This window comes from Corynebacterium sp. HMSC070H05 (assembly GCF_001837615.1).
Lineage (GTDB): Bacteria > Actinomycetota > Actinomycetes > Mycobacteriales > Mycobacteriaceae > Corynebacterium > Corynebacterium coyleae.
This window is the reverse complement of the sequence record NZ_KV833273.1, coordinates 51,987-75,798: the sequence shown is the minus strand read 5'-3', so window position 1 is coordinate 75,798 and position 23,812 is coordinate 51,987. Positions and strand designations below refer to the sequence as shown.

Sequence of the window (23,812 nt, the reverse complement as noted above, 5' to 3'; positions counted from 1 at the left end):
GATGCATGACTGCACAACCGTTGACTGACGTCGAAATCGCTCAAGCACACGAACTCGAACCCATCACCGACATTGCCGCTCGCGCCGGCGTGGATGAGGATGCGCTCATCCCGTACGGCAAGTACATGGCCAAGGTGGACATCAACAAAACCCCGAAGGGCAAGCCGGGCAAGCTCGTCCTGGTGACCGGTGTTTCCCCAACCCCGGCTGGCGAGGGCAAGTCCACCATGCTGATCGGTTTGACCGATGCCCTTGCCAAGCTTGGGCACAAGGCGATGGTGGCGCTTCGTGAGCCTTCGCTTGGCCCGGTCATGGGTGTCAAGGGTGGTGCAGCCGGTGGTGGTTACTCCCAGGTCGTCCCGATGGAGCAGATCAACCTGCACTTCACCGGCGACTTCCACGCGATCACCAGCGCCAACAACACCTTGGCTGCGCTGATTGACAACCACATCCATCAGGGCAATGAGCTCAACATCGACCCGCGTCGTGTGACCTGGCAGCGCTGTGTGGACGTGAATGACCGCGTGCTGCGCAACGTGATCACCGGTCTCGGCGGCCCGACCTCGGGTGTTCCGGCAGAAACCGGCTTCACCATCACGGCTGCGTCCGAGATCATGGCGATCCTTGGCCTGGCCACTGACCTGGAGGACCTGAAGCGTCGCCTCGCAGCGATCACTATCGGTCTGACCTACGACGGCAAGCCGGTCACTGCCGGTGAGATCGGAGCACAGGGCGCGATGGCCGCTCTGCTGAAGGACGCTGTGAACCCGAACCTGGTGCAGACGCTCGGCGGCACTCCGGCGTTTATCCACGGCGGACCGTTTGCCAACATCGCACACGGCTGCAACACGCTCATCGCAACCCGCACGGCACTCGATTACGCCGACATCGTGCTCACGGAAGCCGGCTTCGGTTCTGACCTCGGTGCGGAGAAGTTCTTCGACATCAAGGCACGCTACGGTGATCTGGATGTCGCAGGTGCGGTGATCGTCTCTACGATCCGCTCGATCAAGCACCACGCCGGCATTGCCAAGGAAGACCTCAAGGCCGAAAACGTCGATGCGCTTGCAGAGGGCATCGTGAACCTGGAGCGCCACGTGGAAAACGTGCGCAAGTTCGGTGTCACCCCGGTGGTTGCGCTCAACCGTTTTGTCACCGACACCGAAGCCGAGCTCGACTTCTTGCGTAACTGGGCAGAGTCCAAGGGCATCGCGCTTGCCGACGCCAACGTGTGGGCCGAAGGCGGCGCCGGCGCCACCAAGCTCGCCGAGACCCTGTTGGCAAACCTCACCGAGGGCGCATCGCACCCGCTGTATGACCCGGCTGAGGGCGTGGAGAAGTCCATCGAGACCATCGCCAAGGAGATCTACCGGGCCGGCGAGGTGCAGTACTCCGCAGCAGCGCTGAAGGATCTAAAGATGCTGAAGGACAACGGCTTTGACACCCTGCCGGTCTGCGTGTCCAAGACGCAGTACTCCTTCTCCGACGACCCGACGGAGCTTGGCGCACCTGAGGGCCACACCCTGCACGTGCGTAACCTCATCCCGCGTACCGGCGCAGGTTTTGTCCTCGCACTGACTGGCGATGTGATGACCATGCCAGGCCTGCCGAAGAAGCCGGCTGCCAACAACATCGACGTCGACGAGAACGGCGTAGTCAGCGGACTGTTCTAGTCCTTCTCTGGGGCCGGCTCTTCCTCTGCGCGGGAGCCGGGCCAACCGGGATACTCGGGTGGTGTGCCACCAAACGCTGGACACAGCGACTGGAAGGCGCACCACCCGCAAAGCTTCGACTGCTGCGGGCGGAACGAGCCAGCTTTGCCGTCGGCCTCGATCTTCCACCACAACTCCGCGAGGTCGCGCTCGAAGTACTCCAGCTCCTCGCGTGAAGGGGTGAGGATCATTGAGTCCATCACCTTGAGGTACATCAGTTTCAGCTGGGTCGGAACGACGCCGAACAGGCGCCAATAGACCAGCGCGTAGAAGCGCATCTGAAACTGCGCGTCCTGGGAGTAGCGGGGTAGTGGCTTCTTGCCGGTCTTATAGTCGACAACACGTACCTCGCCGGTCTGCGCAATGTCCACTCGGTCGATGAAGCCGCGCACAGGAACCCCGTTGGGCAGTGTGAAATCGACCGGCATTTCTTGTGCGTGCGCGTCGAAACCGAGCGGGTTTTCCATGGTGAAGTAGCCACGCAGGAGCGTGCGGGCATCCACGAGCAGCTGGTAGTCGTCTTCGACGGGTTCGGCGCAGGTGGGGTCGTCGATACGCATTTGCTCCCACGTCGGCTTGAGCCGCTTCACGGCGGCGGGGTAGGTGCGCTCCTCGCGGGGCCAGGAAAACATCTCTTCCAGCACGGCGTGTACGAGCGTGCCTTTCACCTGCGCTTCCGTGGATGGTTCCGGCAGGCGGTCGATCGCGCGGAACCTGTATTGCAGCGGGCAGCGCTTGTAATCGGACGCGCGGGAGGGGGACAGGGCGAGTGGTCGTGGCGTATTGCTAGGAGTCATGGTGCCCAACATCTTAGAGTGGGGGTATGACACAGCCGTTCATCGATTTCATCAGCCAGAGTCCATCCGCTTATCACGCGGCGGAAAACGTCGCCACAAGCCTCGAGGCAGCAGGGTTTACTCGCCGGGCAGTGCTTGACGACGACGCCACACGCCCCGGCGGCCACCTCATCATCAGCGATGGCGCCGTGATTGCGTGGTGGGTCCCGGACAACCCCAACCCGCGGTTCCGTGTTGTCGGCTCGCACACGGACTCACCTGGCTTGATGGCCAAGCCGGACCCGGATGTGGTGCGCGAAGGCTTCCGCCAGGTTGCCGTCGAGGTCTACGGCGGGCCGATTCTGGCGAGCTGGTTTGATCGTGACCTCACCTTTGCGGGGCGAGTAGTGACCACCGACCGCAAGGAACACCTGGTGAACACGGGTGCGGTTGCGCGCGTTCCCAACTTGGCTATCCACCTCTACCGGGGTGACATGCCAGAGATCGACCGCCAGGTGCATACTCAGCCGATTCTGGGTGTGGACCGACCGTTGCTCGAGTTGGCGGCGGAGTCGGCGGGCATTGCTGCAGACGAGATCGTCGCGCACGAACTCATCACCGCAGACGCACAGCGCGGCGAGGTCATCGGTGATCTTCTGGCCGCTGGCCGCCTAGACAACCTGACCAGTGTGTGGGCGTCGCTCGAAGCGATGCTCGCAGCCAAGGACGACGCCCAGGACATCCTGGTGCTTGCGGCGTTTAACCATGAGGAGGTGGGCTCTGCATCCACCGCCGGAGCCGGCGGCCCAATGCTGGAGCGCGTCCTGACCAAGGTTGCGGCGGCATTCGGCGATCCGTCTGAAATCATCGCGAACTCCATCCAGGTTTCCGCCGACGCGGCACACGCGGTGCACCCGAACTATCCGGGCAAGCACGATCCGACGCACCACCCGCTGATCAACAAGGGCCCCGTGCTGAAGATCAACGCCAACCAGCGCTACGCGTCCAATGCCGCCACGGAGGCCGAGTGGATCCTGGCGTGCCGCGCTGCCGGCGTGCCGCACCAAACCTTTGTGGGCAATAACGCTGTGCCGTGCGGGTCGACGATTGGCCCGATTTCCTCGACGCGTCTGGGCCTTCCGACGGTCGATGTGGGTGTGCCGCTTTTGTCCATGCACTCCGCGCGCGAGCTGTGCGGAGTGGACGACATGGATTACTTCGTGCGCGCACTGTCGGCTTTTTACACCGGCGCACAGTAGGGCATACTTACCGGCATGTATTCGGGACCGTTCCAGCCAGGCGACAAGGTGCAGCTCACTGACGCGAAGCGCCGCCACTTCACCATCGAGCTCAAGGAGGGTGGTCAGTTCCACTCCCACAAGGGCATCGTCAGTCACGACGACATCATCGGTGCCGACGAGGGCACGGTGGTCAAGTCCACGCTGGGTTCGGACTACCTCTGCTTCCGCCACCTGCTGGTGGATCACGTGCTGTCCATGCCCCGCGGCGCCGCGGTGATCTACCCGAAGGATGCGGCCCAGATCCTCGTTGAGGGTGACATCTTCATGGGCGCACGCGTGCTGGAGGCGGGTGCCGGCTCCGGCGCGTTGACCATGTCGCTGCTGCGCGCGGTCGGACCCGAGGGGCACGTGTACTCCTACGAGATTCGCGACGACCACCTGGCGTTCGCCAAAGACAACGTCGCTGAATACTTCGGCGGCGAACCAGAATGGTGGACGCCTCGCCTCGGCGACTTCGGCGAGGTCACCCCGGAAGACCTCGACGGCCAGGTAGACCGCGTCATCTTGGACATGGTCGAGCCGTGGCACTTCATCGACACCGTGAAGAACGTGCTCATCCCAGGTGGTGTGTTCATGACGTACGTGGCCACCGTGCCACAGCTGATGAACATTATGGAGGCTATCCGCGAGGCGAAGTGCTTCACTGAGCCACGCGCCTGGGAGACCCTGCTGCGTGAGTGGAAGGTCGACGGCCTGGCCACGCGCCCTGAGCACCGCATGAACGCACACACCGCGTTTCTTGTCTGGACCCGCAGGCTCGCTGATGGTGTGACGCCGCCGCGCCCGCAGCGTAAGGCTCGTCGATAAGCACTTGCGTCCTATCGACGATAGGTAGGCTCGGATCCATGGTTGGACACATTGAAGACGATGCTTTCGGGCCGGAATTGCGCAACCTCAAGCGCGAGAATCAAGATTTGGGGGCGCGCAACAAGCGGCTTGCGGAGCTTCTGAAGTCCAGCCGCGACAAGCTCAATGACCTCTACGTCAAGGTCGAGGAGCTCGGCGAGCCCGCGTCCACCTACGGCATCTACCTCGCCCCGGGTACTCGCGATGGGGAAGCGGAGGTACACACGTCCGGTCGGCGGATGCGTCTGAAAATCTCGCCGCTGGTCGAGCCACAAGCCCTTGTACCGGGCACGCTTGTGCGCCTCGGCGAGGGGACCGTTGTAGTGGAAGCCTGCGGGTTTACCCCAACTGGCCAGATTGCCACAATGGTGGAACGCATCGGCACAGATCGCGCCGTGGTCGCCGATCAGCAGGGCGCGGAGTCGCTGGTCATGCTCGCCGAACCGCTACTCAAAACCACGCGTGCAGGCGATACGGTGCTGGTGAACTCATCCGCTGGTTACGCGTTTGAGCGCATCCAGAAAACCGAGGTCAACCAACTCTCGCTCGAAGAGGTCCCGGATGTGACCTACGAAGATATCGGCGGGCTGTCTTCCCAGATTGAGACGATCCAGGACTCCGTCGAGCTGCCGTTTTCCCACCCCGAGCTTTACGCCGCGTACGACCTCACCCCGCCGAAGGGCTTGTTGCTGTACGGCCCTCCGGGTTGCGGCAAGACGCTGATTGCAAAGGCTGTGGCGAACTCGTTGTCGCAGCGTATTGGCGACGGGGGACAGGCGCACTTCATCAACGTCAAAGGCCCCGAGCTGCTGAACAAGTTCGTCGGCGAGACCGAGCGTCGCATTCGCCTTATCTTCGAGCGCGCTCGCGAGCTCGCTTCTGAGGGCAACCCCGTCATCGTCTTCTTCGACGAGATGGAATCGATCTTCCGCACCCGCGGTTCCGGTGTTTCTTCCGACATGGAAACCACCGTGGTGCCGCAATTGCTGACTGAGATCGATGGCGTAGAGGACACCGCGAACGTTATCGTCATCGGCGCGACGAACCGCGAGGAACTCATCGACCCCGCAATCCTGCGCCCGGGTCGCCTCGACATCAAGGTCCGCGTGTCGCGGCCGAACAAGGAGGAGTCGAAGGACATCCTCGCGCGCTACCTCACTAAGAAGATCCCACTCGCGGCTCCTCGCAAAGAACTTATCGACGCAGCCGCTGCCGCTATGTTCGCCCCGCGCCCCTTCGTGCGCCTCGAACTTGTCGACGGCACCGCCGAGGTTTTGCACTACTCCGACTTCGTCTCTGGCGCTTTGATTGCCAACGTGGTGGATCGCGCGAAGAAGCTTGCGATCAAGGACCACCTCTCAGGTGTGTCTACCGCGGGTGTCACCGCTGATCACCTGCGCGAAGCAGTACGCGACGAGCAGGACGAAAGCGAAGACATGCCAAACACTGCGAACCCGGACGAGTGGGCGCGCATTACCGGCCGCCACGGCAAGCGCGTCGTCGCCGCAGAAGTCATCGGGTAGTAGTTATTCATTTTCCTCGATGAGTGCATTCTGCACCGATAACCCTTTTTCTAATCGGTCGATTCGCTCTTTGAGTACGCGGGCATTCGCGGGTGATTGAAGTAGAAAAGAGGTCTCGTTCATTGACTCGTATTCCGTGCTCGAGACAAAGTCGGCCCCCTTGCGAGACTCTGAGTAAGTCATGACTTTCATCATATGCGTCCGACAGTTTGGACGACGATCTCAACGGCATGGTCGAAGTCAGACGCGCTCAAGTGAGCAAAGCTCAGCAACAGCCCGTCGCCACCATTTGTCCACAATGCAGATTCATGGCCGGACTCGACGCCTGCCTCGAGCAGGCGTTGTTCAAACGCATCCCGTTCGTTTCGTGTGTCAAAACGCACCGTGAGGTCTGCGCCATCGCCGGGCGCGAGTTCGGCACCGTTGATTAACGGAACCAGTCGCTCGTTGAGTACTTTGCGTCGCTGTGCCAGCCCACGATGCACGGCGCGAGATGAGCGGCGAGCGACGCCGTCGTTAAGCAAGTATGCGATGGCACGCTGGGTGACCGAAGAAACTGGCATGCCGAGGACGCTGCGTACCTCGCGCAGCACTTCTGCGGTTGCTGGTGAGGCGACGACGTAGCCGGCCGCGAGTTCCCGGGAGAGCAGCGTGGAAAACGTGCCGAGGGTGAGCACGTCCGCGCGTGTGGCCAGCGAGGACAGCGCAGGCTGTGGGGAGATGCGGTAGCGCAGTTCGGTATTGAAGTCGTCTTCGATCACCACGGTTTCGGTGCGAGCCGCCCATTTCAGGAGCTCTACGCGGCGGGCGGCGGGCATGGCGCCGCCGAACGGGTAGAGGTGGGAGGGGGTTACCAGCAGAGCGTCCAGAGTGTCAGGGAGTTCGCTGACCACAATGCCCTCGTGGTCGGTTGAGCATTCCACGACCTCGTGGCCGCCGAGCGGGATCACTCGCCTCAGGCCTGGGTGTCCGGGGTCCTCCACGCCGACGCGCAGTGCGGCACCTAGCGCGTAGAGGATGCACATCAGCCCTTCGCGTGAGCCGCCGGTGACCACGATCTGATCCGGAGAAACGTGCATGCTGCGTGCAAGACGGAGGTGTTCAGCCACCGCGTGGCGTAGTTCCGGCTCGCCGGATTTATCCACCCCGCCACCGGGTTCCGCTGCGGCCTCCCGCCAGGCCTTACGCCACGCCGTGGGTTTGATCGTCCCGGCGCTGCCGGGGGAGGGCTTCAGCGAGATCCGGGTGCGGGGGATCTTGGGCGAGATGCCGGTTGTCAGGTCATTTTCGTGCACCGGCGCAACCGCTAGTTCGGGGTGGACCCGGGTCGGCGCGCCTTGCCGGGAGAGGAGGTACCCCTCGCCCTCGAGCTGGTCATATGCAGTGACGACGCTGCCGCGCGATACCCCGAGTTGCTCGGCTAGGGCGCGGGTAGACGGGATTGCGTCGTTAGGCGCAAGCGCACCGGTGGCGACGGCGTCGCGGATTCCCGCCGCGATTTGAGCGGGAATGGGTGTGGGGTGGTCGCGTGAGACGTCGAGAAGCATCAACTGGTCCAAAGAATCTAAATATAACTGGCTCTTGGAATCTACCAGTTAGCCGTGCAGACTGAGCGGTATGTCTGATGTAGAACAGTTGAACCAGAAGTTTCTTGGCGGCGTGATTATGGACGTCGTCACCCCAGAGCAGGCGAAGATCGCCGAAGACGCCGGCGCGGTCGCTGTGATGGCCCTCGAGCGCGTGCCTGCGGATATTCGCGCCCAGGGTGGTGTGGCTCGCATGTCGGATCCGGACCTGATCGAAGGCATTATCAACACCGTCGATATCCCGGTCATGGCCAAGGCCCGCATCGGCCACGCAGTTGAGGCGAAGATCCTCGAGCACCTGGGCGTGGACTACATCGACGAGTCCGAGGTGCTCAGCCCGGCGGACTACGTCAACCACATTGACAAGCGCGGTTTCAAGACGCCGTTCGTCTGTGGCGCGACCAACCTCGGCGAAGCACTGCGTCGCATCAACGAAGGTGCTTCCATGATCCGGTCCAAGGGCGAGGCTGGCACGGGTGACGTCTCGGAGGCCACCAAGCACATCCGCAAGATCACCAGCGAGATCGCTGGCCTGCAGGCGATCTGGGAGAACAACCGCGACGAGCTCTACGTGGCCGCCAAGGAGCTGCAGGCTCCGTACGACCTTGTAGCGTGGGTTGCCGAGAACGGCAAGTTACCAGTGCCGTTGCTTGTCGCCGGTGGCGTGTCCACTCCGGCTGATGCGGCCTTCATGATGGAGCTCGGCGCGGACGGCGTGTTTGTCGGCTCCGGCATCTTCAAGTCCGGCAACCCTGAGGCCCGCGCAAAGGCTGTGGTCAAAGCGACGCAGGACTGGAACGACATCGCAGTAGTCACCGAGGTGTCCCGGGGCCTGGGCGAAGCGATGGTGGGCATCAACGTCTCTGACCTGCCAGCACCGCACCGCCTGGCTGAGCGCGGCTGGTAACGCATTTATTCGTGCATCGACTAACCGGTTGAGAATGGCCATAGTTGTACGACCCTAAGTTCTCTGCGACTCGAACCTGTCAAACACATCGCCCCCAGGTCATGCGTGATACTTGGGGGCGAAGACTATTTCCTCATAACCACTCGAATTGGGCGGTCGAATCTATGTGTCTCTTCGAATTGCGAAAGCACTAGCACCGGCAGTGCGGAACTGCACCAGAAAGCTCGCAATCAGTACTAGCCCTGTAGTGCATAGGTGCTCCGGAGAGAACCACGGTCCAGCATCTAGAAGTACCGCAAAAGGCCATGGGGTGAAGTTGGTGAAGAATACCAACGGTGCATTACATGTAGCCCACAGCACAAATGTGGCAGCCACCCCCAGTGATTTTCCCCATTGTGTGATCATTATTCCACCTACAGCGAATATCAACACACTGTTGTTGATAATCAGTTCGCTCTCCGGGCTGACGGCGGGATCGGTCCCCGGCTCAAGATGATAAGCAACATTGCTCTGGATCGAGGCGAAATAGGCGACAATCACGACGACCATCGCACCAAAGGTTTGTCTAAATACTGATAACCACTGAGCCCGTCGTCTCCGCAGATCAATGTGAGGCATCGAAGGTGTTACAAGCACAACCGTGGTCAAAGCGAAAAGAAGCGAAACTAGCTCAACAGCTGTAATACCAAAGGTCTCAGTGGGACTACCTCCGACCTCAAACGTTATCCCACGAACTAAACGAATCATTACTCCGCAAAATGCCCCCAAAAGGCAAATGATGTGCCACGGGGTGGACAAGAGAATACTACGGATCGGCATCGGGCTACCTCTGAGTAACTAAACGATGGTCAATGGTTGACCTAGGACTCCTCCGTCAACATTTCCCATGTAGCTTGACAAGACACAATTGCTCTCCAGTTCTTCGCTATGTTTTTGTCAACCACGCTGTGGTCAAGGGAAGATAGCACGTCCTCCGGTGCTGGATCCGTCTCACCGCTGTCGGAAATGCTTTGGTAGAAAGCACCATTTTTCTCAACGCTCTTGGAATAAACACCAGTGCGCTTAGTGATATAGACCCCAACTCGGTCGATCACAAAGGCTCCTTCGGACGTCGGATCTGTACATGACCCGATTCCTAGCTCATCGAGAAGAAGCCCACTGATGTCTAGGCGCCGATCCTCGCCGGCGGTCGTAAAGTTTTGGTAACCGTGGTCCCCGGACTTGATCCGGTAAGCCGAATTGCTGGCGAGTTTCCTCGGTCTTACGCCGTCCGGTAAATATTCTTCGAGGGCGGAGATATCACGAGTCATTTGCTCAAGCCCGGGCTCATCGGCCGAATCCACACATATCTCTGACCCGCCCGACGAGAATGCGCAAGAGTCTCGATCGACGATCGCGACGGGACCTGCAGCTGCCTGCAACAGACCTGCAACACCGACAATCGCCGTAATAGCAATTACTCCGCTAAGACTAATGTTTTTCGAAGCACCAGCAGCCAACAAAAGAAGTCCACCAGCTACCAGTGCGAGGCAAACGCTTACACCCAAGGCAACTACCAGGTTTCGAGGCTCAGTGAGATCAGTCGGATCAACCGCCTGCAAAACAATTGGAGCGACTGCCCAAGTTTTGGCACTGTTAGCACCGAACGCGACAACAAAGTAGGTGACAATAACTGCAATCAATGGCGAGACAGCGGGATGAAACTTGCGAAAGGCAAGCGCAACGAAAGCGGACAGCGCAGCAACCGTGGAGAGAAAAACAGTGCTGACAGCGACTACCAGCAGAATCCAGACGGATCCATCTGCACTTTTAGCGATAGCATCGGTAAAAGCAGGAATAGCCCCAAGTGATATTGACGCGGCTGTAATTAATGCTGGGGCGAGGGTCAAGAATAGAACCTGCAGTTTTAGCGGGTATCGGCCAAGTGAGTTGGCAGTTCCCACGCGAGGAGAAGCTAACGCTGCCACGTTGTAGGAGACGATGACTGCTAGTCCAAAGCAGGATAAAGCAGTTGCATCTCGAAATGCCTCAGCGATATCCGCAGTTCGCGGATACGCAAATTGCATTTGTTTAGAGGTCACCCAAAAGGAAACCCCAACACCGAATACCACCTGAAGGACACCGAGCACCATGAGCACTGGTGAGCCAAATTTTCTAGTGATCATAAGCTGAAGTCCTGAATTAATGTTTCGATGCCACGTAAGCGAGGGCGCGTTCTAGGGGATCGGTTGACACCGAGGAAAAATTGTCTGCCGAAACAGCTTTTAACCGATTCCATTCTCCCTCGTACGCGATGCGACCGTTGTGGAGCGCAACCACGTTGTCAGCCACATGCTCGAGATCATCCTGCAGATGCGTGGAGAGAATGATTGTTGCGCTATCTTTGAGACGATTTAGGAGATGTCGCACCTCAATCCTCGCCTGCGGGTCAAGACCTGCGGTAGGTTCATCCAAAAATAGAATATCGGGCGAATGGATCAGGGAAGCTGCAATTCCAACGCGCCGAGTTTGTCCTCCAGACAGGTTGCTGACTCGGGAATTCTCAATCTCTGGGAGCTCGATCATCTCCAATACTTCCGGGATTCGTCGCAAATAGGCGCGTCTATCAAGCCCTGCAACCCAGCCTGCGTATGCAAGGGCGTCACGGCATGTCATAGTCGAGGCGAAACGTACATCTTGGGGTACATAGCCAATACGACGCCGATAGTTAACTAACGCTCTTCCTGCGATCTCCGTTCCATCGACCGAAAATCCACCTCGTGTCGGCTTTTCTATGGTGCACAGGAGACGTATCAACGTAGACTTTCCACTGCCGTTGCCGCCTATCAGGACCGAGAGACCCGGCGGGAACGTTACAGACACGTCTTTGACTGCTTCCGTAGTGCCAGTGCGTGACTTGAAAGTCTTGCTTAAGGAATTGGTGCGGATCAAGGAGCTTCCTTCCTATTTATCGGCAGGCCCCGGAGTTATCTCCACGCAACGAGTTTCCTGTGCTGCTGGCCACCCGGCCGTAGTAGCTTCCAGGTCCCTTGCATGCCCCAAAAGCTCGAACTATTTGATTGTTTACGCCCCTGACAGAACCAATGAGTGGGTCCGGTGCCCGAGGAATATCCTTGCGCAGCTCTAAGAAAAATTCAGCATTGTTCGCGCAGTTTTCCCGACCGCCTTGGATGCCCAGCCAATTTGTGGACTTGTCCCAACCGACATCCCAGACAACCAAACGGCAGGTTCCCGGCGCTCCACTTTCGCGGAAATCGTACGGAACAATCTCTGAAACATCGTCAGTCATCGATGTGGTGGGCGAATCGGACCACTGAGAAGGTTCCAAGGAGACGCCACTGCTTGGCGATGCGTCTGATATGGGCGAGAGGAATGACATACCAATTGCGGTTGCTGTCAGTATGGCGAAGATGTGGCGCCTTGAAGCTTGCATGTTCGTTACTCCTAAAAAGTTCGGAGGTGAAGCACCTCCATCAGAAACTTACAGGTGTACGGAATATAGCATGGATCACTACTGTGCGACAATAGCGACAATCATCACACTTTCCCCCAGCCTGTAGTCTGTTGAAGTGATGAGTAATAACCAATTGCGCTACATGGGTACCGAGACCGAATACGGCATCACTTGCCCCGATAATCCGCTGATCAGCCCGCTAGTTACCTCCACTCACGCGGTGGTGGCGTACGCGGCGTTGCGCACAAAAGCGCGTACGCGATGGGACTATGCCGAAGAAGCCCCGCTGAAAGACGCCCGTGGGTTCGATCTGCAGCGCTACCGCAGTGTGCCGGTAGTGGATGCGAATGCGATCGGGGTGGCAAACGTTGTTGTTGCTAATGGCGCGCGTTATTACGTTGACCACGGCCACCCGGAGTACTCCAGCCCGGAGTGCTCGAACGCCATGGACGCCATGATTTACGACGCAGCCGGCGATCACATTCTTAATGACGCCGCAGCTGACATCCGCCACCTGTGGGAAGAGCAAGTCTCCGTCCTGGCTAATCACGATCCGTGCCCGCCGCTGAAGTTCTACAAGAACAATGTCGATGGCAAGGGTCGCTCGTACGGCAGTCACGAGAATTACCTGTACTCGCGCCACACCAATTTTGAGCGGCTCACGCAGGCGTTGATTCCGTTCTTCGTCACTCGCCAGGTGATCATCGGCGCGGGACGCGTCGGAATCGGCCAGGCATCGGAGAAGCCTGGTTTCCAGATCTCGCAGCGCGCAGACTACTTCGAGCAGGAGATCTCGCTCGAGACGACGCTTAACCGCGGCATTGTGAATACCCGCGACGAGCCACATGCACCGGAGGAGGACTTCCGTCGCCTCCACGTCATCGTGGGCGATGCGAATATGAGTCAGTACTCGAACTTCCTCAAACTCGGTATGACGAAGTTGGTGCTCGACGCCATTGAGCAGGACGTGGACTTCTCAGACCTGCGACTGAAGGACCCCGTCGCGGAGATCCATGCGGTTAGCCACGATCCGGCACTGACGCACGAGCTTTCGCTTGTCGACGACACCACGCGCACCGCAATCTCCATCCTGCGGACCATCCGTGAGCGGTGTGCAGGCCTTGAGGGACTTGGGGTCGTCGATAAGCAAGTGCTCGAAATGTGGGGCGAGATTCTCGACGACTTGGAGCGCGATCCACTCTCGACGGCTGACCGGCTGGACTGGACCGCAAAGTGGTCGCTGATCCAGCGTTTCGAGCAGCGCGGCGCGACGATGGCGAAGCTGCAGGCGATTGACCTGCAGTACTCGGACATTGACCCGTCGCATTCGCTGTATCACGCGCTTGTCCGCAAGGGTGCGATGCACACGATGGTTGATGCGGAAACGATCAAACGCGCCGCCGCAGAACCGCCACGCGACACGCGAGCGTACTTCCGCGGCACTGCCGGCCAAAAGTTCGGCGAAAACCTGGTCGCCTCTAGCTGGCAGTCCATGCTGTTTTCTGTCGACGAGCAGCTCTACCGGGTCCCGCTCGACCTGCTTGGGGAGCACACCGCAGCCGACACCGAAGAACTCATCGCCCAATCCAACACGGTGTCCGACTTGCTGGCCGGACTGGGCTTGAAAACGAATAGGTAAAGGTAGGCTGATAGCCATGGCTACGCAACAGATGCACGCCGCAGGTGGCGGCGGTGAAGATAACGGTGACAACTTCGACGCATCGCAAGGCGCCGGTCAAGCCCAGATCAACACAACCGGTACGGATGATCTGCTGGACGAGATCGACGCGCTGCTGGACACCAACGCGGAGGAGTTTGTGAAGTCCTTCGTGCAAAAGGGCGGTCAGTAAACGCAATGGTGGCTGGGTACCCGCGGCGCATCATGGGCGTCGAAACAGAATTCGGCGTGGCTGCCTATGACGGTGCCCGCCAAGTGCTCACCCCGGAAGAGATCGCCAGGTACCTCTTCCGCCCGGTAGTAGCGCAGCACCGCAGTTCCAACGTGTATGTGGACAACGCTGCGCGTCTCTACCTGGATGTCGGATCGCACCCGGAATACGCGACGGCGGAGTGTGACTCGCTGTCCCAGCTCCTCGCGCACGATAAGGCGGGCGAGTGGATCTATGCGGATCTTGCAGAAACGGCTGACAAGGCCCTTGCGGCAGACGGCCTCGGCGGGTCGACCTATTTGTTTAAGAACAACGTGGACTCCCGTGGCAACTCCTATGGTGCACACGAGAACTACCTGGTCAGCCGCGAACTCGCGCTGAAGTCCTTCGGTCAGCAACTGCTGCCGTTTCTAATCACACGCCAGCTCATCTGCGGCGCCGGCAAGATCGCAGGCGACACATTCGTCATCTCGCAGCGCGCCGACCAGGTATGGGAGGGTGTGTCCTCTGCGACGACGCGCACCCGCCCGATCATCAACACCCGCGACGAACCGCATGGGGATTCGCACCGTTTCCGTCGCATGCACGTCATCGTCGGCGATTCCAACATGGCCGAGCCCACCTTTGCACTGAAGGTTGGCTCGATGCTGCTGGTCATCGAGATGCTCGAGGCAGGCTTTGACCTGCCCGACATGGAGCTCACAGACCCGATTGCGCATATCCGAGACATCGCAGCCGACCCGACCGGATCGACGCCACTCGACCTAGCTGCGGGTGGCACCGTGTCCGCCCTGGAGGTGCAGCGCACAACGCTTGAGGCTGCAAAGCGCTGGTTGGCGCAACGCCCAGACGAGGGTACGCCGAACGAGGAGATGGCCCGCGTCGTGGACCTGTGGGAGCGCACCCTCAATGCGATTGCGACACAGGATTTCTCCCAGGTAGATACAGAGATCGACTGGGTGATTAAGCGCAAACTGCTTGAGCAGTTCCGCGCCAAGCTCGGTTGTGGCTGGGACCACCCAAAACTCGCCCAGATCGACTTGACGTATCACGACATCAACCGCAAGCGCGGACTGTTCTACCTGCTGGAGCGCAAAGGTCTTGCCAAGCGCTGGATTACCGACGACGCGATCGCACAGGCTGTGGCGAACCCGCCTGAGACCACACGTGCCGCCATCCGCGGGAGGTTCCTCGCGGCAGTACGTGAGGCAGAGACGCCACACAACGTCGATTGGGTGCACCTGAAGGTCAACCGTCCGGAGCCGCGCACGATTGAGTTGCTCGACCCGTTTGCTAACACCAGCGCCGAAGCTGATGACCTCATCGACTACGTCAACGCTCACGCGGGGGAAGGGGAGTAGCGCATGGCCGACGATTCCGACATGATCATCCGCCAGGTCGGCCTCACCTTTGCACTGCTCAACTCACCCGAAAAGCGGGACGTCGCGTGGGTGCAGCGCCACGTCGACGGTTACGGGGGTCGCAGCCGTGACGCTGCAGGTCATCTCATCCGGCGTGACGTCGCAGAACTGCGCCGACTCTGGGTTCCCGCCCACTTTGTGGACGGGGAAGTGTGGGTCGATAAAGACCTCTACGAGCTGCCCCCGGTGGATCTCACCGCCGAGGAAGCATCCGTCGTCGGGCTAGCAGTTGATCTTTCCCAGCCAGGCTCGCTGGGTAGTTTCGCGCGTTCGGGATGGACGAAGCTCGCCGCGTCCGGTGCGACGCGGAACCTGGACGCTCCGACGTTGGTGTCGGTGTCCAACGATATTTTCCAACTCCGCCCAGAGACGTTGCGCGCCATCGTCGCGTGTGTGCGCAACAAACAGCGCATGTCCTTCGACTTTGTCCGCGCACCAGGCAAGGATCCTGAGCGTCGCGTGGTGGACCCGTGGGGCGTGGTGTCGCTGAACAACCGCGCCTACTTCGTCGGCTACGACATCGACCGCGGCGCCGAGCGCGTTTTCCGTGTGAAGAAAATTTCCCAGGTGAAACGTGTCAACGCTTCAGAGCCGTTCCACGAGCAAGAAGGCGAGCTCCAAAACATTGTGGAGGCATCGCTGCGAGGTGACCTGGTCGATGCCACCGTCACCGTTACCAATGGCGCCGGTGAAGAACTCGCGATGCGGGGCGAGCGTATCGACGACACCATCACGCTCACCTCCGTCGACCGCGATTGGGTCGTTCGCGCGATTGCCAGCATTGCGGGCAGCGTTATTGCGGTGGAGCCAGCTGGGGTACGGGAGGACGTCGTCAAGCTTCTGCGCTCTGTGACGGGAAAGGAGCCTCATGAGCACTGATCTGCAGCGTCAAGAGCGCGTGGTGCGTTTGCTCAACCTCGTTGCTTACGCATCCAACCACGCGGATCTGACGGTGATGGAAATCGCGCGAGACCTCGGCGCAGATCCACAGCAGGTGCGCGATGATCTCGACTTGCTGTACATGTCGGGAGTTGGCACCGGGCCGGGGGAGATGATCGAGCTTGAGCACTCTTGGAAGGGCGTGCGGATCATCGACGACCAAGGTTTGACCAAGCCGCTCCGCCTCACCCCAGTCGAGGCAAGCGCGCTGCTGGTGCTGCTCGATTCGTTAGAGACGATGCCTGGGCTTGTCGACGCACGCGCGGTCCGCTCCGCAGCCGACAAGATTCGCGCAGCGACAACCTCGAGTGGCATCGGCGATGCGGAGCACCCCACGACGTCGAGTGTTGCGTCCACTGTCGCCGACGCACTCTCTGCCAAGAAGCAACTTGAGGTGACGTATTACTCGGCAACCTCCGACACAACGAGTAAGCGAACAATCGAGCCGGCGAGCCTCTTCCATGAAGACGGCAACACGTACCTCCGCGCCGCAGATGCCGGCGAGATGAAGACGTTCAGGCTTGACCGAATCCGGGAAGCAGTGCTTCTCGACGAGCCGTCCACCGCCACGGACACCGACTTCGACAGCGCCGATCCCTTCGGGATGGCCCTGCAGGCGAAGGCTCGGCTGTTAATTCATCCGGACGCGACGTGGCTGGCGGACTACTGGGACATCGATATCGAAAGTGACGTAATTGACTCCGAAACGGGGTGGATTCCGGCCACCATGCACTACGGCAGCGGCGACTGGCTGATCCGGTTCTGCCTAGGTCAAGCCGACCGCGTACGCATCCAAGAGCCAGCGAAACTGGCTGCTGAACTCGAGGCGCGCGTGAATTCTGCGCTCGAGGCGTTAGACTAAGAGCCCTTACACGTCTGTTGTTGAAAGGAATGCAATGGCAAGCATCGGTTGGGCAGAAATTCTCATCTGTCTTTTTGTCGTGCTCCTGCTGTTCGGCGCGAACAAGCTGCCAGATCTCGCACGCTCCATGGGCCGCTCCGCCCGCATCTTCAAATCCGAGGTCAAGGAGATGAAGAACGAGAACGGTGAAGAGCAACCGAAGCAGCTGCACGAGATTGAATCTGCGACTGCCCAAGAGACCCGCAGCGCCGCGCAGGACGCCGATTTCTGGGAGCGCCCGGAGAACCAGCCGCGCTCCTAGGTGCGTCTGATGGCGAAGTTGGAAAAAAGAAGGAAAAACCCGACCGGCGAGATGTCGCTGGTTGAGCACCTTCAGGAGCTTCGGCGCCGCGTTATCGTGTCGCTCATCGCGATCACTATCGGTACGGTTGTCGGCTTTATTTGGTACCAGGTTGCACCTTGGCGGTTGATGCCGTTGGGTGAGATCATCCGTGGTCCTTACTGCAACCTTCCGCAGGAGTTGCGTGCCACCTTCACGGGTGATGGCGAATGTCGCCTGCTGGCTACGAGCCCGTTTGAGATGTTTATGTTGCGCCTGAAAGTTGGCGCGCTTGCCGGCCTGGTGCTGGCGTCCCCGGTCTGGCTGACACAGATCTGGAACTTCATCACACCAGGTCTGCACAAGAATGAACGTCGATACACGATGACGTTTGTCACCCTGGCTGTGTTTTTGTTCGTGCTTGGTGCCCTGTTGGCGTACTTCGTACTCGACGAGGGCCTGTACGTCCTGATGTCGATGGGGTCCGAGTTTCAGATCGCAGCTCTGACAGGCGAGCGGTACTACAACTTCCTGCTTTCTCTCATCGTGATCTTCGGCGTGAGTTTCGAGGTGCCGCTGATCATCATCATGCTCAACATCGTCGGCGTGCTGCGCTATGAGCAAGTGAAGGACAAGCGCCGCTTCATCATCGTGTTGATCTTCATCTTCGCGGCTGTGATGACGCCAGGTCAGGATCCGTTCTCGATGGTGGCACTGGCGATTTCGATCAACCTGCTTGTGGAGATCGCGTTCCAGTTCTGCCGTTTCAACGACCGCAAGCGCAAGCGTGAGCGCCCAGACTGGATGGACCTCGACGACGAACAAGCATCCGGTCCCATCGAAGCACCGACGCCGGTTGGGGCTGCGAGCCGGATTGGGTCGTCGACAAGCATCAAGGCTGCACCGATCGAACGACCACAACCTGTGCGCCGCGCGCCAGAGACGCGGCAGAACAGTTCGCCGCAAACCGCGCAGAAGCGGGGCTTCGAAAACGACATCGACTTTGGGGACGTACTGTAGGGGGCATGCTTTCCCCCGAGAACTCCACGCCGTTTCTGCAGGAATTCGCCGCAGCGAAGCCTTTCGATCTCGACGACTTCCAGATTGAGGCCTGCAAAGCCGTCGAGGAAGATCGTGGCGTGCTGGTTTGCGCGCCAACCGGCTCGGGCAAAACCATTGTTGGCGAGTTCGCCGTGTCCCTCGCCCTGCACCGTGGGACGAAGTGTTTCTACACCACGCCGATCAAGGCGCTGAGCAACCAGAAGTACAACGACCTCGTTGCCGAGCATGGCGAAGAGGCTGTCGGTCTGCTCACCGGGGACACCAGCATCAACGGCTCGGCTGAGATCGTCGTCATGACCACTGAGGTGCTTCGTAACATGCTCTACGCCGAGTCACCACAGTTGGATCGCCTGACCCATGTGGTGATGGATGAGATCCACTTTCTGGCAGATCGGGACCGTGGTGCCGTGTGGGAGGAGATCATCCTCAACTTGAGCGACTCGGTCAGCCTCATTGGTCTTTCAGCTACGGTGTCAAACTCCGAGGAGTTCGGCGAATGGCTGTCTACCGTCCGCGGTGACACCGAGGTGATCGTCTCGGAGCACCGCCCGATTCCGCTGAGCCAGTACATGATGGTGGGGCGCAAGATGTTCCCGCTGTTTGAACCTGGCATGGACGGTCGGGTGAACCGCTCCCTCGAGCACGCTATCGAGCGTATCGAGGCCGGCCACTCGAATGAGGGGCGCCGAGATTTCGAGGAGGGCCGTGGGTTCCGTTCGCGTTCCCGCAGTGGCCGTACTCGCGGCCAGGACAAAGTGCGTCCGGTTGGGCGCCCGGAGGTCGTCTCCGTACTGCAGGGCCAGGACATGCTGCCCGCTATCGTGTTCATCTTCTCCCGCGCCGGCTGCGACGGCGCACTGTTCCAGTGCCTGCGCTCCCGCAAGGAACTGACAACTCCGGAGGAACGCTCCGTAATCGAGCAGATTATCGACGACGGCGTGGACGGCATCCCCGACGAGGACCTTGAAGTGCTCAACTTCAAACAGTTGCGCACCGCCTGGATGCGAGGCTTTGCCTCCCACCACGCGGGTCTGCTGCCAGCGTTTAAGCACATCGTCGAGCAGCTTTTCGTTCGCGGCCTGGTCAAGGTCGTTTTTGCCACCGAAACGCTTGCGTTGGGCATCAACATGCCAGCGCGAACCGTGGTGCTGGAGAAGATGGTTAAGTTCAACGGCGAGGCACACGTCGATCTCACGCCCGGTCAGTACACACAACTGACCGGGCGTGCAGGTCGACGCGGCATCGACCACATTGGCAACGCCGTAGTGCAATGGGCACCGGCGCTGGACCCCCATGCGGTTGCCGGGTTGGCCTCGACCCGCACATACCCGCTGATTTCGCAATTTCAGCCTGGCTACAACATGGCCATCAACATGCTGGCCATGAATGGGTTCGACGATTCGATTCGGCTTATCGAGCAGTCCTTCGCCCAGTTCCAAACGGACCGCTCCGTGGTGGGCGAGGTCCGTGACATTGAGCGCCTGCAGTCTAAAGTGCGGACGTTGCGCGAGAAGTTGGAGCGCGACATCTCCGCGTTCGCGCCGCCGTCCGAAGACCCGGCTGCAGAGCTTGTGGAGTACTCGAGGTTGCGTCGAGACCTCAACGATGCAGAGAAGAAGGCGCGCCGCGAAGCCATCGAGAACCGTCACGCGGAGACGGTGAAAATCCTTGCCCGCCTTCAAGTCGGCGAGGTGATCGCGCTGCCAGGCAAGCGGAAGCCGGAATTGGCCGCTGTGGTGCAACCCGCGGCGAAGCAGCACGACCCGCGTCCCTGGGTGACCACGGAGCGCGGCTGGTCGGCGCGTATCGACGCCGCCTCGTTCCGCAACCCACCCATGGTCGTCGGCCGCATCAAGGTGCCACGTCATATGCAGCAACAGCCACGAAAACACGCACGCAAGGTGGCTGACATGCTGCACCGTGGCCACTTCAACGCGCCGAAGCGACTGCGTGAGAAGGCAAGAACCCGTCCGAACAAGCAGGTGCTGGCGCTGCAAGCGGCGCTACGCAACCACCCGGTTCATCACTGGCCAACCCACGACCGCGAGCTTCTTGCCAGAACGGCCGAAGACATCGTGCGCGACGAACGCAAACTTGCCTCACTTGAACGCCGGGTCGACTCGTCGACTGATTCCCTCGGCCGAACCTTTGAGCGCATCATCGGGCTGCTCACGGAGATGGACTACGTCGAACTTGTCGACGGCGAACCCCACGTCACCGACGAGGGCGAGCGTCTGTCGCGCATCCACAACGTCTCAGACCTTCTGGTCGCGCAGTGCCTCAAGCGAGGTATCTGGGACGAGTTAGATCCAGCGGAACTCGCCGGTGTCGCTTCCATGGTGGTGTTTGAGAACCGCCGTGCGACCCAGGGTTCGCCGGAGGCGGCAACCGACGCGATGGCTGACGCTATGAACGACACCATGCGCATATACGGAGAACTCGTGGCTGATGAGCAACGCCACCAGCTCCCCGTGACCCGCCTGCCGGACGCTGGCTTCAGCCTGTCGATGCATCAGTGGACCGCAGGCGCACCCTTAGGCTATTGCCTTGCAGCTGCGGCAGAATCCGGTGCGGAACTCACACCTGGCGACTTTGTGCGCTGGTGCCGCCAAGTCATTGACCTGCTTGAGCAGATTAAGAAGACTGGGTACTCGGACCAGATCCGCGACAACGCCAACCGTGCAGTCGATGCGATCCGACGCGGTGTGGTGGCTATCGGTAACTAGCAGGCAACAGGGACACGGTGGCGATTCGCAGGTTACGGTTCATCGGATCCATGATGAGCGACTGCACTGCGAACAGCTTGCCGTGTGCAAAGACCGGCCCGCCAGAGTCTCCTTTGATCGCCGGGGGAGAGGCGTAGACTAAGCCCGCGGGGCGGATACGCGTGGCAAAGGACCGTGACGCGGAAAACGGCAGCTTGCCCAGGTAGAGGCCTGGCTTTCCCTGAGGAGTTTTCGCACGTCCGCCGAAGCCAACCGTCAGCGTCGATGCGCCGATCTTCGGAGGAGCCCCAATCTCAAGCAGCGGAGCCGATGAGCGTTCGGTGAGCCTTGCCAATGCAATATCAGTACCGGGAATCGGTGCGGCGGATTTGAGGCGGTACGTGGTGTCGTCGATACGCACACGCACCTTCGATTCATCCACACCGCGAAAGAAATGCGCACACGTGAGCACCGTATCGGGCGTGATCAGCGCGCCTGAACAGTAACTACGTCCAGGCATACTGATGCGGGCGATTGATCGTGCGAGGGATTCAGACACAGCAGCGATGGTATCGATCTACCATGGCCAGCATGACGTTTGATGCAAGTGTGTACGCGAAGCGCCGACAAATGGCTGCCGACTTGGTAAAGCAACGTGGCTTGAGCGGATTGGTGATCGGGACTGGTGCAGAGTTTGCCTACCTCACCGGCTCCTGGGCGTCCTCCCACGAACGCCTCACCGCCCTCGTCATCTCGGCCGATGGCGCGCGTGTCGTCGCACCGATGACAGACCTGCTTTCGTTGGGGCTCGACGGCGCGGACGACGTCGAGGTGATCGGCTGGCGCGATGGTGAGAACCCGTACCGCCTCGTTGCTGACTCGCTTCCGGATGGCCCGGTCGGTCTCGGCTCCTCTTTGACCGCCGACCACGTGTTCGTACTGCAGGCCCTGCTGCCACGTACAGATCTGGCTGCTACCGCGGTTGCAGAGTTGTTCATGATCAAAGATGACGCTGAGCTCGAACAGCTTGAGGCCGCAGGTAGAGCGATCGACCGCGTTCACGAGCGTGCTGCGGAATTACTACAGCCGGGTCGCACCGAACGAGAAATTGCCGAAGAACTCAACGCACTCATTTTGGAAGAGCACGAAACGGTGGCGTTCGTCATCGTCGGTTCTGGTCCCAACGGCTCGAACCCGCATCACGACTTCTCAGACCGTGTGCTCGAGGAGGGCGACCCCGTGGTCGTAGACCTGGGCGGTGTGCTGCCATCTGGCTACCAATCGGACTGCACCCGTACTCACATCGTGGGTGGTAGGAACAAGGCGAAGCCAGACTTCCTGGAGGCGTACGACGAGCTTCAGCGCGCATTCCAGGCGGCCTGCGACGCAGCCCGCCCCGGCATTACCGCAGGGGAGCTCGACGCCGTCGCACGAGGCGTACTGGAGGAGGCCGGCTACGGCGAGTGGTTTACCCACCGTCTTGGACACGGTATCGGATTGTCGGGCCATGAGCAGCCGTTCATCATCGCAGGTAGCGACGTCATCTTGCGCGAGGGAATGGCCTTTTCCATCGAGCCGGGCATCTATAAGCCAGGTGAGTGGGGCATGCGCATCGAAGACATCGTGACGCTGACGGCTACCGGCATGAAGACCTTCAACACCACTCGTCGCGACCTGGATGCAGCGCGTGGATAACCCCGGAACAGTGCTCCTGCTCGGTGCTCGCAGCGACATCGGCGGCGAGATCGCTGTGCGCATCTGCAGTGGTCGTGAAGTTATACTCGCAGCGCGTGGTAGCGACGGCCTCGATGACGTGAAACGTCGTTTGCTTGCAGCGGGCGCGACTGTTGTCCGAGCCGTTAATTTTGACGCTACCAACCTCGACTCGCATCGCCGCATCGTCCGCGAGGCGGGGGAGGTCACGTCCGCCATCGTGGCCTTCGGCATTTTGGGCGATCAGGAACTAGCAGAGCGCGATGAACGCGAGGCCGCTCGCATTGCCACGGTGGACTACGTGGCACAGGTCAACATGCTCACCGTCCTTGCCGACGAAATGGCACGCGGCGAGATCTTCGCCTTTTCTTCCATCGCGGGCTGGCGGGCACGGCGTGCGAATTATGTCTATGGCTCGACCAAGGCAGGCCTCGACGCGTTTTGCCAAGGACTCTCCGACAAACTCCATGGGACAGGCCTGAACCTGATACTGGCGCGCCCGGGCTTTGTCATCGGTGCAATGACTGAGGGCATGAAACCAGCGATCATGTCTGTGACCCCGGATGTCGTTGCAGATGCTGTCGTTGAGGCCGCAGTCAAGGGACGGAGCACGACAGTGTGGATTCCGCGTCGCCTTACCGTTTTGGCCACGATTATGCGCTTGGTTCCACGTCCAATCTGGCGTCACATGCCGAGGTAGCCATGGCGTCGTTGCTCCTTCCTCGTGTGCGCTCACTTGTCGGGCTCGGCCTTGACTTAGTTCGTCCTGCTCAACGAACCGGGCCAGACTTCGGCCG

The 23,812-nt window shown here is 60.2% G+C and carries 22 protein-coding genes; 15 read left to right on the top strand and 7 right to left on the bottom strand.

The genetic code is table 11. The annotated features are described in order from the left end of the window. The first annotated feature begins 5 nt into the window (after window positions 1-5). Complete coding sequence (locus HMPREF2617_RS00390) at window positions 6-1,673, top strand: formate--tetrahydrofolate ligase (protein WP_070839015.1); 1,668 nt, start codon at window positions 6-8, stop codon at window positions 1,671-1,673. On the opposite strand, the gene HMPREF2617_RS00385 is transcribed toward HMPREF2617_RS00390, so the two are convergent. Further along, the gene (locus HMPREF2617_RS00385) at window positions 1,670-2,509 is read right to left on the bottom strand and encodes a RecB family exonuclease (protein ID WP_070839103.1); all 840 of its coding nucleotides are present in this window, start codon (window positions 2,507-2,509) and stop codon (window positions 1,670-1,672) included. The genes HMPREF2617_RS00390 and HMPREF2617_RS00385 overlap by 4 nt on opposite strands. Before the next feature lie 26 nt (window positions 2,510-2,535). Between HMPREF2617_RS00385 and HMPREF2617_RS00380 the strand changes: the two genes are divergently transcribed. Genes HMPREF2617_RS00380 through arc form a run of 3 tightly spaced genes read left to right on the top strand, consistent with a single transcriptional unit; the run spans window position 2,536 to window position 6,158 of the window. Beyond that, window positions 2,536-3,747 (top strand): M18 family aminopeptidase, encoded by a 1,212-nt coding sequence (locus HMPREF2617_RS00380; RefSeq protein WP_070828972.1) that lies wholly within the window; start codon window positions 2,536-2,538, stop codon window positions 3,745-3,747. A 15-nt stretch (window positions 3,748-3,762) separates the two neighbouring features. After that, window positions 3,763-4,596 carry a tRNA (adenine-N1)-methyltransferase gene (locus tag HMPREF2617_RS00375; RefSeq protein ID WP_070423170.1) on the top strand — a complete coding sequence of 278 codons (834 nt, stop codon included), beginning with the start codon at window positions 3,763-3,765 and terminating at the stop codon, window positions 4,594-4,596. A gap of 38 nt (window positions 4,597-4,634) precedes the next feature. Continuing rightward, complete coding sequence (arc, locus tag HMPREF2617_RS00370; RefSeq protein WP_070839013.1) at window positions 4,635-6,158, top strand: proteasome ATPase; 1,524 nt, start codon at window positions 4,635-4,637, stop codon at window positions 6,156-6,158. Between the two features lie 3 nt (window positions 6,159-6,161). Here the strand turns inward: arc and HMPREF2617_RS00365 are convergent, their stop codons facing one another. Continuing rightward, entirely contained in the window at window positions 6,162-6,341 is a 180-nt protein-coding gene (locus tag HMPREF2617_RS00365) for a type II toxin-antitoxin system Phd/YefM family antitoxin (protein WP_210384752.1), read from the bottom strand. Window positions 6,342-6,349: 8 nt separating this feature from the next. Beyond that, entirely contained in the window at window positions 6,350-7,717 is a 1,368-nt protein-coding gene (locus HMPREF2617_RS00360; RefSeq protein ID WP_246821666.1) for a MocR-like pyridoxine biosynthesis transcription factor PdxR, read from the bottom strand. A 58-nt stretch (window positions 7,718-7,775) separates the two neighbouring features. Between HMPREF2617_RS00360 and pdxS the strand changes: the two genes are divergently transcribed. Further along, window positions 7,776-8,651 (top strand): pyridoxal 5'-phosphate synthase lyase subunit PdxS, encoded by an 876-nt coding sequence (gene pdxS, locus HMPREF2617_RS00355; protein ID WP_070839009.1) that lies wholly within the window; start codon window positions 7,776-7,778, stop codon window positions 8,649-8,651. Window positions 8,652-8,813: 162 nt separating this feature from the next. On the opposite strand, the gene HMPREF2617_RS11790 is transcribed toward pdxS, so the two are convergent. The 3 genes from HMPREF2617_RS11790 to HMPREF2617_RS11535 all read right to left on the bottom strand — a co-directional run bounded on the left by HMPREF2617_RS11790 (window position 8,814) and on the right by HMPREF2617_RS11535 (window position 11,582). Beyond that, window positions 8,814-9,398, bottom strand: coding sequence for a hypothetical protein (locus HMPREF2617_RS11790; protein ID WP_141762967.1), 585 nt, complete (start codon window positions 9,396-9,398; stop codon window positions 8,814-8,816). A gap of 113 nt (window positions 9,399-9,511) precedes the next feature. Continuing rightward, window positions 9,512-10,816 (bottom strand): hypothetical protein, encoded by a 1,305-nt coding sequence (locus HMPREF2617_RS00350; protein ID WP_070839007.1) that lies wholly within the window; start codon window positions 10,814-10,816, stop codon window positions 9,512-9,514. 16 nt (window positions 10,817-10,832) lie between these two features. Then, entirely contained in the window at window positions 10,833-11,582 is a 750-nt protein-coding gene (locus HMPREF2617_RS11535; RefSeq protein ID WP_083279525.1) for an ABC transporter ATP-binding protein, read from the bottom strand. Window positions 11,583-12,223: 641 nt separating this feature from the next. On the opposite strand from HMPREF2617_RS11535, the gene dop reads away from it, so the two are divergent. Genes dop through HMPREF2617_RS00305 form a run of 8 tightly spaced genes read left to right on the top strand, consistent with a single transcriptional unit; the run spans window position 12,224 to window position 21,323 of the window. After that, the gene (gene dop / locus HMPREF2617_RS00340; protein WP_070839005.1) at window positions 12,224-13,744 is read left to right on the top strand and encodes a depupylase/deamidase Dop; all 1,521 of its coding nucleotides are present in this window, start codon (window positions 12,224-12,226) and stop codon (window positions 13,742-13,744) included. A 16-nt stretch (window positions 13,745-13,760) separates the two neighbouring features. After that, on the top strand, window positions 13,761-13,955 hold the full coding sequence (locus HMPREF2617_RS00335; RefSeq protein ID WP_070423179.1) for a ubiquitin-like protein Pup: 195 nt from the start codon (window positions 13,761-13,763) through the stop codon (window positions 13,953-13,955). A gap of 32 nt (window positions 13,956-13,987) precedes the next feature. Next, a complete protein-coding gene (gene pafA, locus HMPREF2617_RS00330; RefSeq protein WP_371441276.1) occupies window positions 13,988-15,355 on the top strand; it encodes a Pup--protein ligase in 1,368 nt (455 codons plus the stop codon). A gap of 3 nt (window positions 15,356-15,358) precedes the next feature. Then, window positions 15,359-16,294: a helix-turn-helix transcriptional regulator gene (locus tag HMPREF2617_RS00325; RefSeq protein ID WP_070839001.1), complete on the top strand. Its 936-nt coding sequence runs from the start codon at window positions 15,359-15,361 to the stop codon at window positions 16,292-16,294. Further along, window positions 16,284-17,216: a helix-turn-helix transcriptional regulator gene (locus HMPREF2617_RS00320; protein ID WP_070838999.1), complete on the top strand. Its 933-nt coding sequence runs from the start codon at window positions 16,284-16,286 to the stop codon at window positions 17,214-17,216. Before HMPREF2617_RS00325 ends, HMPREF2617_RS00320 begins: the two co-directional genes overlap by 11 nt. Window positions 17,217-17,250: 34 nt before the next feature. Further along, window positions 17,251-17,517 carry a Sec-independent protein translocase subunit TatA gene (tatA, locus tag HMPREF2617_RS00315; RefSeq protein ID WP_070838997.1) on the top strand — a complete coding sequence of 89 codons (267 nt, stop codon included), beginning with the start codon at window positions 17,251-17,253 and terminating at the stop codon, window positions 17,515-17,517. Window positions 17,518-17,568: 51 nt separating this feature from the next. Continuing rightward, entirely contained in the window at window positions 17,569-18,555 is a 987-nt protein-coding gene (tatC, locus tag HMPREF2617_RS00310) for a twin-arginine translocase subunit TatC (protein WP_070838995.1), read from the top strand. A gap of 5 nt (window positions 18,556-18,560) precedes the next feature. Further along, complete coding sequence (locus HMPREF2617_RS00305) at window positions 18,561-21,323, top strand: DEAD/DEAH box helicase (protein WP_070838993.1); 2,763 nt, start codon at window positions 18,561-18,563, stop codon at window positions 21,321-21,323. On the opposite strand, the gene HMPREF2617_RS00300 is transcribed toward HMPREF2617_RS00305, so the two are convergent. Further along, window positions 21,310-21,861, bottom strand: a complete 552-nt coding sequence (locus HMPREF2617_RS00300) for a S1 family peptidase (protein WP_246815365.1) — start codon at window positions 21,859-21,861, stop codon at window positions 21,310-21,312. The two genes, HMPREF2617_RS00305 and HMPREF2617_RS00300, sit on opposite strands and share 14 nt — an antisense overlap. A 23-nt stretch (window positions 21,862-21,884) precedes the next feature. Here HMPREF2617_RS00300 and HMPREF2617_RS00295 point away from each other — a divergent pair, with 23 nt between their 5' ends. Continuing rightward, complete coding sequence (locus HMPREF2617_RS00295; RefSeq protein WP_070838991.1) at window positions 21,885-22,997, top strand: M24 family metallopeptidase; 1,113 nt, start codon at window positions 21,885-21,887, stop codon at window positions 22,995-22,997. After that, window positions 22,990-23,715, top strand: coding sequence for an SDR family oxidoreductase (locus HMPREF2617_RS00290; RefSeq protein ID WP_371441275.1), 726 nt, complete (start codon window positions 22,990-22,992; stop codon window positions 23,713-23,715). The genes HMPREF2617_RS00295 and HMPREF2617_RS00290 overlap by 8 nt, the downstream gene beginning before the upstream one ends. Window positions 23,716-23,812 lie beyond the last annotated feature (97 nt).